The following is a 15,344-nucleotide window of genomic DNA, read 5'->3' on the forward strand; positions in this document are numbered from 1 at the left end:
TGTCGGATTTGAGTATTTTTGAAAAGATGAAGCAGGGGGGGCGGATATGAGGATCACCTGCCCATTTTGTGGCGAGCGGGATCGCCGCGAGTTCTATTATCGCGGCGCGGCTGTGGATCTGGATCGTCCGGCCCCTGACGCGGGTGCGGATGTCTGGGGCGATTTCGTTCATCTGCGGGACAACCCGGCGGGCCCGGTGCGGGAGCTTTGGTATCACGAAGGCGGATGCGGAGCCTGGATTGTAGTCACGCGCGATACGGTCACGCATGAAGTGTTGGGGTCTCAACTGGCCTCCGAGGTGAGCGCATGAGGGTTGCTGGCAAAGGGTTGATCGATCGCTCGGAAACGGTGCCGTTTGTTTTTGACGGTGTTCGTTATGAAGGGTTCCGGGGGGATACGTTGGCGTCGGCCTTGCTCGCCAACGAGGCTCGTCTGATGGGGCGGTCGTTCAAATACCACCGCCCGCGCGGGGTTTTGACAGCAGGCAGCGAGGAACCGAACGCTCTGGTGACAGTGGGGCGGGGCGCGGCGCAGGAACCAAACGTGCGCGCCACCATGCAGGAGATTTACCCGGGGCTGGAGGCGCGCAGCCAGAACCGTTGGCCCAGCCTTAGTCTGGATGTGATGGCGGTTAACGATCTGGCGGCCCCGTTTCTGGGGGCAGGGTTTTATTACAAGACGTTCATGTGGCCCAAAAGCTTTTGGGAAAAGCTGTATGAGCCGTTGATCCGTCGTGCGGCGGGGTTGGGGGCGTTATCCGGAGCGGATAATGCTGACAAATACGAAAGTGCTTTTGCCTTTTGTGATCTTCTGGTCATTGGGGCGGGACCTGCCGGATTGATGGCTGCCTTGACGGCTGCGCGCGCAGGGGCGGATGTTGTTCTTGCGGATGAAAGTTCGCAGATGGGCGGTCGTTTGTTGGCCGAAACATATGAAATCGACGGCAAGCCAGGCCATGTCTGGGCGGGGGAGGTTCTGGCTGAGCTTCGAGGTCTGGACAATGTGCGCCTGATGACCCGCACGACGGTTGCGGGCGCTTATGATCAGGGCACATACGCGGCGTTGGAACGGGTGCTGCATCATACGGACCGCCGACCAAATGGTGCTCCGCTGGAGACGTATTGGCGGATCGTGGCGAAGCGCGCGATTCTGGCGGCAGGTGCGTTGGAGCGCCCGGTGGCCTTCCGGGACAATGACCGGTCGGGGATCATGACAGCGGGGGCGGTTCGGGCCTACCTGAACCACTGGGGTGTCAGCCCCGGGCGGAACGTGACCATTTTCGGCAACACGAACGATATTCACCGCACGGCGCGTGATCTGTTGGACGCGGGTGTCCATGTGGCCGCTGTAATCGACAGTCGGCATGATGCGCCTTTGTCGGATGAGTATGAGGTTTTACGCGGCGCGCAGGTTTGCGGCAGCGCTGGGCGCAAGGGTTTGGAGTCAATCACGGTCCGCAGGCCCAGTGGTGAGGAACGCATCCAGACCGATTGTCTTGCTATGACCGGTGGGTGGAACCCTTCGGTGCATCTGACATGCCACATGAATGGCCGCCCGACCTGGCGGCGTGAGATAGAAGCCTTTGTGCCATCGCCGGGTTCCGTGCCGGGCATGGTGACGGCAGGGGCGTGCAACGGCGCGTTTTCGACCGCCGCTTGCCTGCGTGAAGGAGTTGAAGCAGCCGAAAACACGCTGGCTGCGCTGGGCCTGAAAGCGCCGGGGACATCTGTGCCGCATGCCGAAGACAGGCCATACGAGATCACACAGCTTTGGGCGGTCCCCGGCAAAGGACGCGCCTGGTTGGATTTCCAGAACGACGTGACAGTGAAAGACGTCAAACAGGCGGCGACCGAGAATTTTCGGTCTGTCGAGCATATGAAGCGTTACACCACACAGGGTATGGCGACGGATCAGGGCAAGAACTCGAACGTTGCAGCATTGGCGATTTTAGCGGATGTGACGGGCCGGGGAATACCCGAGACCGGAACCACCACCTTTCGCCCGCCCTATTCGCCGATGGCGATTGCGGCCCTAGGCGCAGGGGCCGAAGGGATGGCCCTCAAACCGCAGCGATTCACCACATCGCACAAGGCAACTGTCGCGCGGAAAGCACCGATGATCGAAGCCGGGTTATGGTTCCGACCCAGTTTTTTTCCAAAAGATGGTGAGACCACATGGCGGCAGTCCTGTGACCGCGAGGTCAACATGGTGCGTCAAACCGTTGGTGTGTGCGATGTCTCGACCCTTGGCAAGATCGACATTCAGGGGCCGGATGCCGGCGCTTTTCTGGATTTTGTCTACACGAACATGTTCTCAACTCTGAAAGTTGGCCGCACCCGCTATGGCCTGATGCTGCGAGAGGATGGGTTTGTCATGGATGACGGAACCGCAGCGCGGCTGGGCGAGACGCATTATCTGATGACGACGACAACCGCAGCGGCGGGGGATGTGATGAAGCATCTGGAGTTTGTGCATCAAGGGCTGCGTCCTGATCTGGATGTCTCATTCACGTCGGTCACGGAACAATGGGCGCAATTTGCGGTGGCCGGGCCAAAATCTCGCGCGTTGCTCAACAAGTTGCTAGACACGCCGATTGACGAGGAAAGCTGGCCTTTCATGGCGTGCGGAACTGTATCGGTGCTGGGCGTGCAAGCGCGCCTGTTCCGGATCTCGTTCTCGGGCGAACATGCGTATGAAATCGCTGTGCCCGCTCGCTTTGGTGCGAGCTTGTTCGATGCCCTCTCGGAAAAGGCCGAGGCGCTGGGTGGCGGGCTTTACGGGATGGAAGCGCTGAACGTTCTGCGGATCGAGAAGGGTTTTATCACCCACGCCGAAATCCACGGACGTACGACGGCTTATGACATTGGCATGGGTCGGATGGTGTCGCAAAAGAAGGACTGTATCGGCAAGACAATGTCGGAACGCCCTGGCCTGGAAGAGCCCGGGCGTGAGCGGCTGGTGGGTCTCAAACCCATCGGTGAGAGCAAGGAACTGTTGGCTGGCGCGCATCTCTACAATGAAGAGGCCAAGCCAGTTCGGACCAACAATCAGGGCTATCTGACGTCGGTCTGTTTTTCACCAACGCTTGAGACCATGCTGGGGCTGGGTTTTCTGGCGGATGGCCCGGATAGGTACGGAGAAGTTGTCAAAATGGTCGATCATCTGCGCGGTGTGACGACCCTGTGCGAGGTGGTGAACCCGGTCTTCTTTGACCCGGAAGGAGGGCGCGTGCGTGGATAAACTGGTTGCCAATTCACCTTGTGACGGGTTGCTGCCCCTGACGATAGGTTCTGTAACGCTAAGCGAAGCGGATGCCGGGGCGGTCCATTCAGTCTCGCCCTTCAAGGGCAAGCAAAAGGCCGTTTCTGACATGCTGAAGGCATTGCATGGGATGGCATATCCTGCGGCCAATCGCGCAACGGGTAAGGCAGGTTCGCGGGCGGTTTGGTTTGGACCGGCGCATGCTATTTTGATGGGGCCTGTTCCTGATCCAGCGCTGACAGAGCATGCGGCCGTGGTGGACCAATCTGATGCGTGGACGGTTGTGCGACTGGACGGCGCAGGGGTTGAAGACGTGTTGGCCCGGGTGGTGCCGGTCGATTTGCGTGGTGCGCATTTCAAACGCGGTCACACCGCCCGGACATTGCTGTTTCACATGTCGGCCTCGATCACGCGTGTCGGTGAGAACGCCTTTCAGATCATGGTCTTCCGATCCATGGCCGAGACATTGGTTCACGATTTAAAAAGGGCGATGGAAGGTGTCGCCGCGCGCGGGTAAGCTGCGTCGAAAGAAACGAATCCGGGAGAACCCCATGTTGCGTATCGCCGTCGTTGCGGCCCTGTTGGCCACTCCAGTGGTTGCTCAGGAAACCAAGGAACAAAGTTGCAAATATCAGTCTGACGTCGTTGCAGCGATACAAAAGGCTCGACTCGATCGGGTTAAAGAGCGTGACGTGGCGCAGGCTGTGGCTGACAGCGGACCGACCTGGCCAGAGAATTACAATGCTGCTGTTCCGCTGATCACGCCGTGGGTCTACGAGCAAAAGATGCGTGACGTGCGTAAAAAAGATCTTGGTGCGGCCTGGTTGGAGCTGTGCTTGCAGCAGTAATCCACAGGGGCGCAATTTCATTGTGGACAACAGCGCGCCATACCCTTGGCGCGCGTTCTCATTTCTGGCAGGTTTGACCCATGTCTTTGCCCCCCGGATTTCTGGATGAACTGCGCACGCGCCTCAGCCTGTCTCAGGTTGTCGGGCGTAAGGTCATGTGGGATCAGCGCAAATCCAATCAGGGCAAGGGGGACATGTGGGCGCCGTGTCCTTTTCATCATGAAAAGACTGCATCGTTCCATGTCGATGACCAGAAAGGGTTTTACTACTGTTTTGGCTGCCACGCCAAAGGTGACGCGATTACCTTTGTAAAAGAGACCGAGAATGTCCCTTTCATGGAAGCGGTTGAAATACTGGCGCGTGAGGCCGGAATGCCGATGCCCGCGCGCGACCCCAAAGCGCAGGAGAAACAGGACCGCCGTTCGCAATTGGCCGAGGTGATGGAGCAGGCGGTGCAGTTCTTCCGGCTGCAACTCAAGACCGGGGCAGGGGCTGCGGCACGCGATTATCTGACGCGTCGGGGCCTGGAAGCCGAAGCGCTTGAACGGTGGGAGATCGGGTTTGCTCCGGACGGCTGGCAGGCGCTTTGGGATCATTTAACCGGCAAGAACGTGGCCGAGGACCTGATCCTCGGGGCCGGACTGGCAAAGCCATCGAACAAGGGCAAGAAACCCTATGATACGTTCCGCAACCGGATCATGTACCCAATCCGCGACCCGCGCGGGCGCTGCATTGCGTTTGGCGGTCGGGCGATGGATCCGAACGACAACGCGAAATATCTGAACTCACCCGAGACCGAGCTATTCGACAAAGGGCGCAACCTCTATAACCACGGGCCCGCGCGCCAAGCGGCGGGGAAGGGGCAACCGTTGATCGTGGCCGAGGGATATATGGACGTGATCGCGCTGGCTGAGGCCGGGTTCGGCGCGTCGGTCGCGCCCTTGGGAACCGCGATCACCGAGCATCAGTTGCAACTGCTTTGGCGTATTTCTGACGAGCCGGTCATTGCACTGGATGGCGACACGGCGGGGCTGCGCGCGGCGATGCGGGCGGTCGATCTGGCCCTGCCGCTGCTGGAGGCCGGGAAATCCCTGCGTTTTGCGATTATGCCCGAAGGCAAGGACCCGGACGACTTGCTACGCGCCGAAGGCCCGGCAGCCGTGCAGGCGGTGCTGGAAGGCGCGATCCCAATGGTCAAACTGCTTTGGCAGCGTGAAACCGAAGGCAAAGTGTTCGACAGCCCCGAGCGCAAGGCCGCGCTGGATAAATCCCTGCGTGAGAAGATCAAGCTGATCCGCGACCCCTCGATCCGGTCGCATTACGGGCAGGAAATCAAAGATCTGCGTTGGCAGCTTTTTCGGCCACAGAAGCAGTCACCAAATCGCCCGTGGCAACCGCGCGGGAAATGGCAGCCACAGCCTCAGCCTGCCACGCCTGGCGCGCGCGCCTCGTTTTTGGCCTCGGCTGAGAATGCGGATATTCAGCTACGCGAAGCGGCCATTCTGGCAATTGCCATTCTAAATCCGCAGGTTGTTGTTCAGTTCGAGCATCAGCTGGAAGACATGGATTGCCTCGATCCCAATCACGCTGATCTGCGCGCGGCGATCCTGCGGCATGCGATAGACGACCCCGACAACCTGAAAGACCATATTGTCGAAACTTTGGGGCCAGAACCCCTTGAAAACCTGCTGGCCCTTCGCCATGTCGCTGTGATCCCCTGTGTGCGCAAGCCAGGCGATGTTGAAAAGGCCGAGATGACGCTGGCCGAGGAACTCGCGAAAATCAAAGCGCTCCGGGGGTTGGATGCTGAGATAGCCGAAGCGGCGGAGGAGTTGTCTGATCTGGCCGATGAGGCGCTGACATATCGGCTGGCGCAAGCCGCCGAAGAGCGCAACCGGACAAACCGCAGCCAGAATGAGGACAAGGCCGTTTTCGACATCGCCGACAATGGTGCGCGAATCAACCGCGACGAGAAAGACGCGTTTGAAGCCATCATGTCGGGTATCAAATTCGAACGGAAACAGCGCTAAAGTGATGTTTTCGTAAGGCACTGGAAAAGAAAAACGGGTAAACGGGTGGCCGAATCACTTCTACGCGCTAATGATTCGGTTCAAACGAATCACCCATCCCTGCAGGAGCATTGAATGGCCGCCAAGGATACGAACGAAGACCGCAAATCCGACGAGCAGGAACAGGAGATCTCGCTGGATATGAGCCAAGCCGCGGTCAAGAAGATGATCGCCGAGGCTCGCGAGAAAGGCTACATCACCTACGATCAGCTCAATCAGGTTCTGCCGCCGGATCAGGTCAGCTCGGAACAGATTGAAGACGTGATGTCGATGCTGTCCGAGATGGGCATCAACATTATCGAAGATGAAGAAGCCGAAGAAGAAGAGAATAAGGGCTCGACCGAACTGGTCTCGACCGAAAGCAATCGCGAAGTTGCGCTGTCCGGTGCCGCCACCGAAAAGTTGGACCGTACCGATGACCCAGTGCGCATGTATCTGCGTGAGATGGGTTCGGTCGAACTGTTGAGCCGCGAGGGCGAGATTGCCATCGCCAAGCGGATCGAGGCCGGTCGCAACACCATGATCGCCGGTCTTTGCGAAAGCCCGCTGACCTTCCAGGCGATCACGATCTGGCATGACGAACTTCTGTCCGAAGATATCCTTTTGCGCGACGTCATCGATCTGGAGGCCACATTCGGCAACCAGATGGACGAAGACGGCGATGTTGAGGAACCTGTGGTCGATACGTCGAACGTGCAGGCCGCCAAACCTGTCAAGGACGACACCGGGCCGGAACTGGATGCTGACGGCAATCCCATCGCCACTGATGACGACGATGATGAAGACGATCAGGCGAATATGTCACTGGCGGCTATGGAAGCCGCTCTGAAAGATCAGGTTCTGACAACGTTGGAGCGCATTTCGAGCGATTTCTCGATGCTGTCGGAGATGCAGGATAGCCGGATTTCGGCCACGCTGAACGAAGATGGTACGTTCAGCGCAAAGGACGAAGAGACCTATCAGAAGCTGCGGGCCGAGATTGTTGAACTGGTGAACGGCCTTCATCTGCACAACAACCGTATCGAAGCTCTGATCGACCAGTTGTACGGCATCAACCGTCGCGTCATGTCGCTGGACAGTGCGATGGTGAAACTGGCGGACCAGGCTCGGATCAACCGTCGCGAATTTATCGACGCCTATCGTGGCCGTGAGCTTGATCCGAACTGGCTGGCCGAAATGGCTGAAAAGCCGGGCCGGGGTTGGCAGATGTTCATCGAACGCTCGACCGCGAAGGTTGAGGAACTGCGCAGCGATATGGCTCAGGTCGGGCAATATGTCGGTCTGGATATCCCCGAATTCCGCCGCATCGTGCAGCAGGTTCAAAAGGGTGAGAAAGAGGCGCGGCAGGCCAAGAAGGAAATGGTCGAGGCCAACCTGCGTCTGGTGATCTCGATCGCCAAAAAATACACGAACCGTGGCCTGCAATTCCTTGATCTTATTCAGGAAGGTAACATCGGCCTGATGAAGGCGGTGGACAAGTTCGAATATCGTCGCGGCTACAAGTTCTCGACCTATGCGACCTGGTGGATCCGTCAGGCGATCACACGCTCGATTGCGGATCAGGCACGCACGATCCGTATTCCGGTCCATATGATCGAAACGATCAACAAGCTGGTTCGCACCGGCCGCCAGATGCTGCATGAGATCGGGCGTGAGCCGACGCCGGAAGAACTGGCCGAAAAGCTGCAGATGCCGCTGGAGAAGGTTCGGAAGGTGATGAAAATCGCCAAAGAGCCGATTTCTCTGGAAACGCCAATTGGCGACGAGGAAGACAGCCAACTGGGCGATTTCATCGAGGACAAGAATGCCGTGCTGCCGCTGGACAGCGCCATTCAAGAAAACCTCAAGGAAACCACCACACGGGTTCTGGCCTCGCTCACCCCGCGTGAGGAACGGGTTCTGCGGATGCGTTTCGGCATTGGCATGAACACTGACCACACACTGGAAGAGGTTGGCCAGCAGTTCAGCGTGACACGCGAACGTATCCGTCAGATCGAGGCGAAAGCGCTGCGGAAACTGAAACACCCGAGCCGGTCTCGAAAACTGCGGTCTTTCCTGGACCAGTAAAACCAAAGGCGCCTCGGTCGAGGCGCCTTTTTCTTTCGATCACGTGCATTCACATTGACCGAAGCGCAAATCAATTTGGCGGGAACGCACAAGGAAGGCGCGCCGACGCCCCTTATATCGCCTATGCCCACTCATGGGACGGGCCGGGGCGAGGTGGCTGACACCGATGACCCCCGGTCACGCCTTCAACTGCTGTATATGGGGTGTTCGACGCGGTCGCGGAATGTGCTTGGGGCCTGACCGGTCCAACGTTTGAACGCGGTGGAAAACGCGGCCTGATCAGCATAGCCCAGCGAATAGGAAATCTCGGACATTGCCATGCCGTTTTTCAGAAAGGTCTGGGCCAGATCACACCGCAGATCTTCGACAATCTCGCGGTAACTGGTGCCTTCATCCGCCAGTCTGCGGGCCAGAGTGCGAAGGCTGAGGCCCAGTTCGCGCGCAGCCTCATCAGCTTGGACTACTTTGCCGGGCATGGATCGGGTGATCAAACCTTCGACTTTGGCGCGGGTCCTTTCCTTGGGCAGGCGGCGCTCGGCCAGCAATCGTTCACCATATTCCAACAGGTGTTCGCGCAGGCTGGGATCATAGGTCGGGATCTGCAGATCCAGTGCGGATAGCGGCAAAAGAACCTCGAGTCTTTCTGCGCCAAAGGTGACGGGAAAGCCGCTGATCTTTTCATAGTCGCGTGCGTGCTGGCCTATTTCGTGTTGAAACCGTATTTCGATGGGGTGGAGTTTTACACCGGTAAGGGCGCGCAATCGGGCGATCACTGCGAACAGCAGGAATTCGGTCCGGCGATGATAGCGGGAATAACTGGGGTCTTTCCAGTTCAACTCGAAACTCGCGACATTTCCGGAAACGCGTAATTTACCAGCCAGAGCCGGGTCAATAATGCGGTGAAAGCGGGTGGTGTTTTCCATCACCTGCCGCAGGTCGCGTGAGTATTTGCTGATATACGCTGTGATGCTGGATGTCGTGCGAAACCCCAGCCCGGCCCTGGCGCCAAAGGTAATGTCCTCGACGGCGTCGCAAGCGTACCGGACAAACAGGGCCTCGCGGTGCGCGCTGTAGCTTTGGGCTGGGGGGGCTGCGTCGGTTCGGTTCAGTGAACAGGCCGTCAACACCCGATCCGTTATCGCAGGATCACCCGCCCATTGATCAAGAGTCTGGATCAGCAATCGAAGCCTTGAAATGTCTACGTCCATCGCATTGTCGCTCAGGCATTCAGAAATGATACAAGTCTAATACCATATGCTGGCGATGCGCCAGTGTTTGTCAAAACCACGAAACGGTGCCTCAGCTTGTCATCCTCTCGCAAGGAATTGTCAGAAAGGAAAAGGCGGCAGGCACAACTGTTTCTTAAGTTGGAGCAGTTGCCGGGTCAGCGTCCTCTGGGGATGGGGTCCGAGCCTGCATGAGCGGCCTACCAACCCGTTCAGAAACGGTTCCCCGGCACGCCTTTGTGTCGCATTGCTGTGCGATAAGCGACGTGTAAAGAATTGCGCGTAAAGCGCGGTAAACACGTGTGATTTCATGAAACAAGGGCATCATGACCGGAACCTGATCGTCTTTGATGGCGAATGCGTTCTGTGTTCAGGCTTTTTTCGTTTCATGCTGCGTCATGACAGGAACCGGGTTTTTCGGTTTGCAACGGCGCAATCCCCTCTGGGGCAGCGACTGTATGCTCAACTTGGGTTGCCAACGCAGGACTTTGAAACCAATCTGGTGATCATCAACGGTCAAACTCACCAAAAACTCGATGCGTTTGCGGCAGCGATGCGTGCCCTGCCGGGCGGGTGGAGGATGTTGTCGGTCTGTCGGTTTCTACCCCGGTTTGCCAAGAACCCGCTGTATCACCTTATTGCGCGCAATCGTTTTCGCCTGTTAGGACGCCACGACACCTGCCTTGTCCCGGATCAGGCATTGCGCTCCCGGTTTGCCCCTGATGGATTCTGATCTGCCCGCTGATCCTTTCCTGCAAAGCTTGCCGCACACTCAGGGGTTGCCACCAGCGGTGATCGATCTTCACAGCCGCCCTGGACGGTTCTCTGGACGCTGCTCGATCGTTCGCGGTAAAGGCGCGCTGACTGCGCTGGCTCTGCGGATTGGAAGGTTCCCCCCAACTGCGGATGACGTTCCGGTGACCTTGACCACACAGCATGAGGGCTGTCAGTGGACATGGCATCGGGATTTTGGCGGTCACAAAACCGTCTCGAATCTGTATTTCGATACGACGCGTGGGCTGGTGCGCGAAGTCATCGGAGGTTTGTCGATCTGGATGCACCCAAAAGGGTCTGAGGGCAAACTGCTTCTGGACATTGCGGCGATCAAACTGCTGGGCTGTCCCTGCCCAAGGGTCATGCTGCCGCGATCCAATTCGGTGGAATGGCAGGACGACCAGGGCCGTTTCTGTTTTGATGTATCAGCCTGGATGCCGGGGGTGGGTCCGCTTATTCGCTATCGTGGTTGGTTGACGCGGGATCACGGAATTCGCCAAACTACCTGAATTGATTGTGAGGCTCCCTGTCCGCAGGGCTGCGATACTCTAATTATGCTGCAGATTGAAATAGAGAAGGTTGTATCAATGAAACAGATTGTCTCTTGTACTGTTGCTGCCTTGATCGCGCTCAGTATCCCTGTCACGGCGGATGCTTCCCGCAACGGATACCAGACCGAAGCGATCAACAGCACCGATTTCGAGGTTATCCCAAGGGCGCGTCGCGATGTCGACGGCTATTGGTGCGCAGCTGCGGATTTTGCGCGGCGGACCTTGGGGGCCGGTTGGCAACAGCGGATTTATGTTTTGCGCGGATACGGACCCAGCGTCACGACCGGGCGCAGAACGGCTGTACAGTTCTCGCTGAAGATGCCTGCCAACACACCTCCGCAAAGTAGTGTTTCGGCGGGGTTCAAGCCGGGGGACAGCATGTCGGTGCAGGGGGCGAATGGCCGCTGTAATGTGATCCCGATTTTCCGCTGAACCTTGGGAACACATCTGGTGCAAACGGACTTCAAGATCCAGACGCAAGGGGCGGGGCTTTATGAGTTCACCGCCCCCGTGCGATCATGGCTGCGCCCGATGTCCGACGGTTTGCTGACCCTGTTTGTGCGACATACATCGTGCTCATTGCTGATCCAGGAGAATGCCGATCCAGAGGTTCAGACTGACCTGCGGGCCTTTTTTGATCGACTTGTGCCCCCGTCTGATCATCCCGCGATGTCCTATCTGCGTCATACATATGAGGGGCCGGACGATATGCCTGCCCATATCAAGGCTGCGATGATGCCGGTTTCGTTGTCTGTTCCGGTCTCGGGCGGTGCGCCGCTTTTGGGTACGTGGCAAGGGATTTACCTGTTTGAACACCGAAATGCGCCACACACCCGCAGCGTAGCTGCGCATTTCGTCTGACCCCTTTATCTAGCGTTGCAAAATTCCGACTACCCAAACTCTAGCGGCTGCCCTATAGTTGTGGATAAGTAGGCCGAAGTGCTTACAATAGAGGCGGAACTAGGGACGAGGAGACGGCGGATGCGTTGCCCGTTTTGCGGAAATATCGACACTCAGGTTAAGGATTCACGCCCGGCAGAGGATCACGTCGCGATCCGCAGGCGTCGGTTCTGCCCTGCCTGCGGTGGCAGGTTCACCACCTACGAACGGGTGCAACTGCGCGATCTGGTTGTGATCAAGACCAACGGGAAACGGGAAGATTTCGACCGCGACAAGCTTGAACGATCAATCCGGATCTCGATGCAGAAACGCCCGATTGACCCGGAACGGATCGATCAGATGATCTCGGGCATTGTCCGGCGTTTGGAAAGCATGGGGGACACCGATATCCCGTCCAACAAAATCGGTGAAATCGTTATGGAAGCGCTGGCCCGGATCGATACTGTGGCCTATGTTCGGTTCGCGAGTGTCTACAAGAATTTCCAGGCGGCCGATGATTTCGAGGAGTTCGTCCACGAGTTGCGCCCGCCGCAGCCCACAACCGACGAGTGAGCGAAACAGATAAGCGATATATGGCGCTGGCCCTGTCATTGGGACAGCGCGGACAAGGGACGTGCTGGCCCAACCCATCTGTGGGATGCGTCATCGTAAAAGACGGGCGCATTGTTGGGCGAGGCTGGACGCAACCCGGTGGGCGCCCCCATGCGGAGCCTGTGGCGCTAGAACAGGCGGGTGACGCTGCACGGGGTGCAACGGCCTATGTCTCGCTGGAACCCTGTTCCCACTACGGCAAAACGTCGCCCTGCGCGCAGGCATTAATCGAAGCCGGTGTTGCGCGCGTGGTCTGCGCGATCGAAGACAGCGACCCAAGGGTGGCGGGGCAGGGCTTTGCCATGCTGCGCGACGCGGGAATTGAGGTTGTCACCGGGGTTCTGGCCGAACAGGCCGCCCGTGATCACGCCGGTTTCTTTCTGAAAACCGAGCAGGGCCGCCCGTTTGTCACCCTAAAGCTGGCCAGCAGTTTTGACGGACGGATCGCGACCGAGAGCGGTCACAGCCAGTGGATCACCGGGCCTCAGGCCCGTCGTGCCGTCCACGCGATGCGGGCGCGGCACGATGCGGTGATGGTCGGGGCCGGGACTGCGCGTGCGGACGATCCTTCCCTGACCGTGCGGGGTTTGGGGATCAAGCGTCAACCTGTGCGCGTGGTGGTGTCCCGGCATCTGGACCTGCCCTTGATGGGGCAACTGGCGCGCACTGCGTCCAAGGTACCGGTGTGGCTGTGTCACGGCCCGCATCCGGATGCTGAACGCGCTCGCACATGGGAAGGTTTGGGCGCACGCCTACTGCCTTGCGCGCTGCAGGGGCATCACATCGATCCCTCTGACCTGTTGCAGCAATTAGGCCAAGCCGGGCTGACACGAGTGTTTTGTGAGGGCGGGTCCGCCCTGGCTGCATCCCTTCTGACCGCTGATCTGGTGGACGAATTGGTCGGATTTACGGCCGGGTTGACCATCGGAGCAGAGGGTTTGCCCGCCGTTGGAACATTGGGTCTTGAGACGCTTGAAAACGCGCCTCGGTTTGATCTGGTCGAAGTGCAGGCAATTGGCCCGGATATTCTGCACCGCTGGGCGCGTCTGACGCGTTAACGCCACAGATGTGATTGCGTCGCCAGAAGGCCCTGCAGCTTGGACAACAGGCGATTAAAAGGTCCGTGTGATGGTTCATAACCCTGCGCCAACCGATCGACGATCACTTCGACAGGGCAAGGTTGCCCGGTAACCGGGTCCAGATAGCGTGGATAGTCGATCAAAGTGGCATGCACCAAGCCCGTCAAAATGGGTCGCGCGCCGCGTCGGGCGGGTACCGCCCCCAGATCGGTTGTCAGCCCCCAGCCCGCATAAAATGGCGCGCCCAAAGTGGTGACCGGCACCCCACGTAGCAAAGCCTCGAACCCCAGAAGCGAGGTTATGGTCCAAACCTCCTGCACCTGTGTCAACAAGCTGGCCGGGTCGGTATTGCTGGCGACGAAATCGGCAAGATCGGCTGCTCCGACGCCTCCGTCCCGCAGTCCGGCTTCGACATCCGGGTGGGGCTTGTAGATCAGGATGGCATCTGGATTGGCTTCCCGCGCGGCGTGCATAAGATCGGTGTTGCTGCGGATTTCACTGGCGCCTTTTAGGATCGACGCATCATCTTCGACTTGTCCCGGCACCAGAATGCGGTGCCCCTCGGGCAGGGCCGGGGCCGTGTCGCCGGTGTTATATTTGCTCAGGCCCAGTGTGGTCAGGCCAGAGATCAGACGCTCTGCGCGATGATCCTGATCGACGCGCATGGTTTCCCGGGCGGCGATCAGCTCCTCTAACCGGCTGGGGCGTGTCGGGTCGTAATAGATGCCCAGATCATCCGTCACCAGCGACAATGGCGGCACCAGTTGCGCGCCTAGCCCGCGTGACCGCAGGAACCCGTCTTCGACCCGGATGACGTCAGAAGCATCACCGGCACGGCTGGCCCACACCATATGAGGGCGATCCCTGTTTTCCGGCGGCGCGGTTGTGAACCGGATCTTTTGATGTTGCCCGAACATCTTCTGCAAATGTGGTCGCTTCCACAGGCGCATGCCCGAGGCGGTCCATCCGTTGCGGTCTTCGCGCCAGGCGCGGGTTTGGGCTTCGAACGTGTCCAAAACCGTTTCAAAATCACAAAGCTGATCTCGAAAAGGGTCGTACCATTTGGGGTACAGGATCATGGCCGCCGCAAACAACTGCGCCCGCGTCAGGTTTCGTTGACGGCGGGCCAGCGGATCTTCGTCTTGCGTCAGACCCCAGCCTGCGTAGAAGGGCTGGCCAAAAACACGTGGCTTGTGACCTGCCAAAATGGCCTCGAACCCCAATTGCGAGGACAGGGTGTAAACCGCGATCGCACCATCCAATAAAGCCCACGGACTGATCGGATCACGCAGGATCGAGACCCGGTCATTTGCGTCTTCTTCAACGAAGAAACCAGCGCGATGGCCGGCCATCGTCTCGGGGTGAGCTTTGATCACAACGCGCGCGCCCGGATTTTCCTCTTGCGCGATGAACAGCATCTCAAGGAATCTGGCACGATTGCCCCGGCTGGCTGTGACCGAGGCGTCCTCCTGCGTTTGATCCACCACCAGAACATAGCCGGGGTCAGGGGGCGGCAGGTCGAGGTCAAAATCGGTGTATTTGCTCAGATGAACTGCGCGCAACCGCTCGATCCCGCCACGCGCACGGTTCAACAGGGCCGTGTCATCCAGCGGGTCTGTCGCCAACAGTTGCTCTAGCTCGGAAGGTGTCGATGGATCGAAATGCACCCCCGAATGATCCAGTAGAAGGCCCATCGGGGGCTCTCCGCTACGGCCGGGGTGGAGAGAGCGTAAAAATGCGTCCTCAACCCGCAGCACGGACGTGTCCCGTTTGGCGGCGACGCCCAGCCCGCGATGGGCTGTGGGGCTGTTGCCCCAGACACCAACCAGATCGTCAGGACCCGGCTTGCCCAGCCGGATGTCGTAGCCCGCCAAAGACAGGACACGCCGCACGCGCCGTTGAGTCAGAAATCCGCCATTGTAAACGAAAAGCCGGGAACGAGCGTCCCCGGCCTTGGAGTCGAGTTCAGGCGCCACGC

General features: G+C 58.8%; 14 protein-coding genes. 12 read left to right on the forward strand and 2 right to left on the reverse strand.

Features of this window, described 5'->3' with window-relative positions:
• Nucleotides 1-46 precede the first annotated feature (46 nt).
• From ACP0GE_RS17680 to rpoD, 6 genes are all read left to right on the forward strand, one after another.
• Nucleotides 47-310 carry a sarcosine oxidase subunit delta gene (locus ACP0GE_RS17680; RefSeq protein WP_424833221.1) on the forward strand — a complete coding sequence of 88 codons (264 nt, stop codon included), beginning with the start codon at nucleotides 47-49 and terminating at the stop codon, nucleotides 308-310.
• On the forward strand, nucleotides 307-3,240 hold the full coding sequence (locus ACP0GE_RS17685; protein ID WP_424833222.1) for a sarcosine oxidase subunit alpha family protein: 2,934 nt from the start codon (nucleotides 307-309) through the stop codon (nucleotides 3,238-3,240). Before ACP0GE_RS17680 ends, ACP0GE_RS17685 begins: the two co-directional genes overlap by 4 nt.
• Nucleotides 3,233-3,778, forward strand: coding sequence for a sarcosine oxidase subunit gamma (locus tag ACP0GE_RS17690; RefSeq protein ID WP_424833223.1), 546 nt, complete (start codon nucleotides 3,233-3,235; stop codon nucleotides 3,776-3,778). Before ACP0GE_RS17685 ends, ACP0GE_RS17690 begins: the two co-directional genes overlap by 8 nt.
• 34 nt (nucleotides 3,779-3,812) lie before the next feature.
• Nucleotides 3,813-4,109 carry a hypothetical protein gene (locus ACP0GE_RS17695; protein ID WP_424833224.1) on the forward strand — a complete coding sequence of 99 codons (297 nt, stop codon included), beginning with the start codon at nucleotides 3,813-3,815 and terminating at the stop codon, nucleotides 4,107-4,109.
• Between the two features lie 80 nt (nucleotides 4,110-4,189).
• On the forward strand, nucleotides 4,190-6,139 hold the full coding sequence (gene dnaG / locus ACP0GE_RS17700) for a DNA primase (protein WP_424833225.1): 1,950 nt from the start codon (nucleotides 4,190-4,192) through the stop codon (nucleotides 6,137-6,139).
• A gap of 114 nt (nucleotides 6,140-6,253) precedes the next feature.
• Nucleotides 6,254-8,245: an RNA polymerase sigma factor RpoD gene (gene rpoD / locus ACP0GE_RS17705; protein WP_424833226.1), complete on the forward strand. Its 1,992-nt coding sequence runs from the start codon at nucleotides 6,254-6,256 to the stop codon at nucleotides 8,243-8,245.
• A gap of 185 nt (nucleotides 8,246-8,430) precedes the next feature.
• Here the strand turns inward: rpoD and ACP0GE_RS17710 are convergent, their stop codons facing one another.
• On the reverse strand, nucleotides 8,431-9,453 hold the full coding sequence (locus tag ACP0GE_RS17710; protein WP_424833227.1) for a helix-turn-helix domain-containing protein: 1,023 nt from the start codon (nucleotides 9,451-9,453) through the stop codon (nucleotides 8,431-8,433).
• A 328-nt stretch (nucleotides 9,454-9,781) separates the two neighbouring features.
• Here ACP0GE_RS17710 and ACP0GE_RS17715 point away from each other — a divergent pair, with 328 nt between their 5' ends.
• The 6 genes from ACP0GE_RS17715 (at nucleotide 9,782) to ribD (ending at nucleotide 13,345) form a co-directional block, all read left to right on the forward strand.
• Nucleotides 9,782-10,204 (forward strand): thiol-disulfide oxidoreductase DCC family protein, encoded by a 423-nt coding sequence (locus tag ACP0GE_RS17715; protein ID WP_424833228.1) that lies wholly within the window; start codon nucleotides 9,782-9,784, stop codon nucleotides 10,202-10,204.
• Nucleotides 10,194-10,754, forward strand: coding sequence for a DUF4166 domain-containing protein (locus tag ACP0GE_RS17720; RefSeq protein ID WP_424833229.1), 561 nt, complete (start codon nucleotides 10,194-10,196; stop codon nucleotides 10,752-10,754). The genes ACP0GE_RS17715 and ACP0GE_RS17720 overlap by 11 nt, the downstream gene beginning before the upstream one ends.
• Nucleotides 10,755-10,832: 78 nt before the next feature.
• Nucleotides 10,833-11,228 carry a hypothetical protein gene (locus ACP0GE_RS17725; protein WP_424833230.1) on the forward strand — a complete coding sequence of 132 codons (396 nt, stop codon included), beginning with the start codon at nucleotides 10,833-10,835 and terminating at the stop codon, nucleotides 11,226-11,228.
• A gap of 18 nt (nucleotides 11,229-11,246) precedes the next feature.
• Complete coding sequence (locus ACP0GE_RS17730) at nucleotides 11,247-11,657, forward strand: secondary thiamine-phosphate synthase enzyme YjbQ (RefSeq protein WP_424833231.1); 411 nt, start codon at nucleotides 11,247-11,249, stop codon at nucleotides 11,655-11,657.
• 120 nt (nucleotides 11,658-11,777) lie between these two features.
• Nucleotides 11,778-12,248: a transcriptional regulator NrdR gene (gene nrdR / locus ACP0GE_RS17735; protein ID WP_424833232.1), complete on the forward strand. Its 471-nt coding sequence runs from the start codon at nucleotides 11,778-11,780 to the stop codon at nucleotides 12,246-12,248.
• On the forward strand, nucleotides 12,245-13,345 hold the full coding sequence (gene ribD, locus ACP0GE_RS17740) for a bifunctional diaminohydroxyphosphoribosylaminopyrimidine deaminase/5-amino-6-(5-phosphoribosylamino)uracil reductase RibD (protein ID WP_424833233.1): 1,101 nt from the start codon (nucleotides 12,245-12,247) through the stop codon (nucleotides 13,343-13,345). Before nrdR ends, ribD begins: the two co-directional genes overlap by 4 nt.
• Here ribD and ACP0GE_RS17745 read toward each other — a convergent pair.
• On the reverse strand, nucleotides 13,342-15,342 hold the full coding sequence (locus ACP0GE_RS17745; protein ID WP_424833234.1) for a capsular polysaccharide biosynthesis protein: 2,001 nt from the start codon (nucleotides 15,340-15,342) through the stop codon (nucleotides 13,342-13,344). The genes ribD and ACP0GE_RS17745 overlap by 4 nt on opposite strands.
• Between the last annotated feature and the right edge of the window lie 2 nt (nucleotides 15,343-15,344).

Source organism: Ruegeria sp. (genome assembly GCF_965243365.1).
Lineage (GTDB): Bacteria > Pseudomonadota > Alphaproteobacteria > Rhodobacterales > Rhodobacteraceae > Ruegeria.

Bases quoted from the DNA above. Each gene is read 5' to 3' on its own strand.
- ACP0GE_RS17680 (WP_424833221.1), top strand. From the start codon at position 47: ATGAGGATCACCTGCCCATTTTGTGGCGAGCGGGATCGCCGCGAGTTC.
- ACP0GE_RS17685 (WP_424833222.1), top strand. From the start codon at position 307: ATGAGGGTTGCTGGCAAAGGGTTGATCGATCGCTCGGAAACGGTGCCG.
- ACP0GE_RS17695 (WP_424833224.1), top strand. From the start codon at position 3,813: ATGTTGCGTATCGCCGTCGTTGCGGCCCTGTTGGCCACTCCAGTGGTT.
- dnaG (WP_424833225.1), top strand. From the start codon at position 4,190: ATGTCTTTGCCCCCCGGATTTCTGGATGAACTGCGCACGCGCCTCAGC.
- rpoD (WP_424833226.1), top strand. From the start codon at position 6,254: ATGGCCGCCAAGGATACGAACGAAGACCGCAAATCCGACGAGCAGGAA.
- ACP0GE_RS17710 (WP_424833227.1), bottom strand. From the start codon at position 9,453: ATGGACGTAGACATTTCAAGGCTTCGATTGCTGATCCAGACTCTTGAT.
- ACP0GE_RS17715 (WP_424833228.1), top strand. From the start codon at position 9,782: ATGAAACAAGGGCATCATGACCGGAACCTGATCGTCTTTGATGGCGAA.
- ACP0GE_RS17720 (WP_424833229.1), top strand. From the start codon at position 10,194: ATGGATTCTGATCTGCCCGCTGATCCTTTCCTGCAAAGCTTGCCGCAC.
- ACP0GE_RS17725 (WP_424833230.1), top strand. From the start codon at position 10,833: ATGAAACAGATTGTCTCTTGTACTGTTGCTGCCTTGATCGCGCTCAGT.
- nrdR (WP_424833232.1), top strand. From the start codon at position 11,778: ATGCGTTGCCCGTTTTGCGGAAATATCGACACTCAGGTTAAGGATTCA.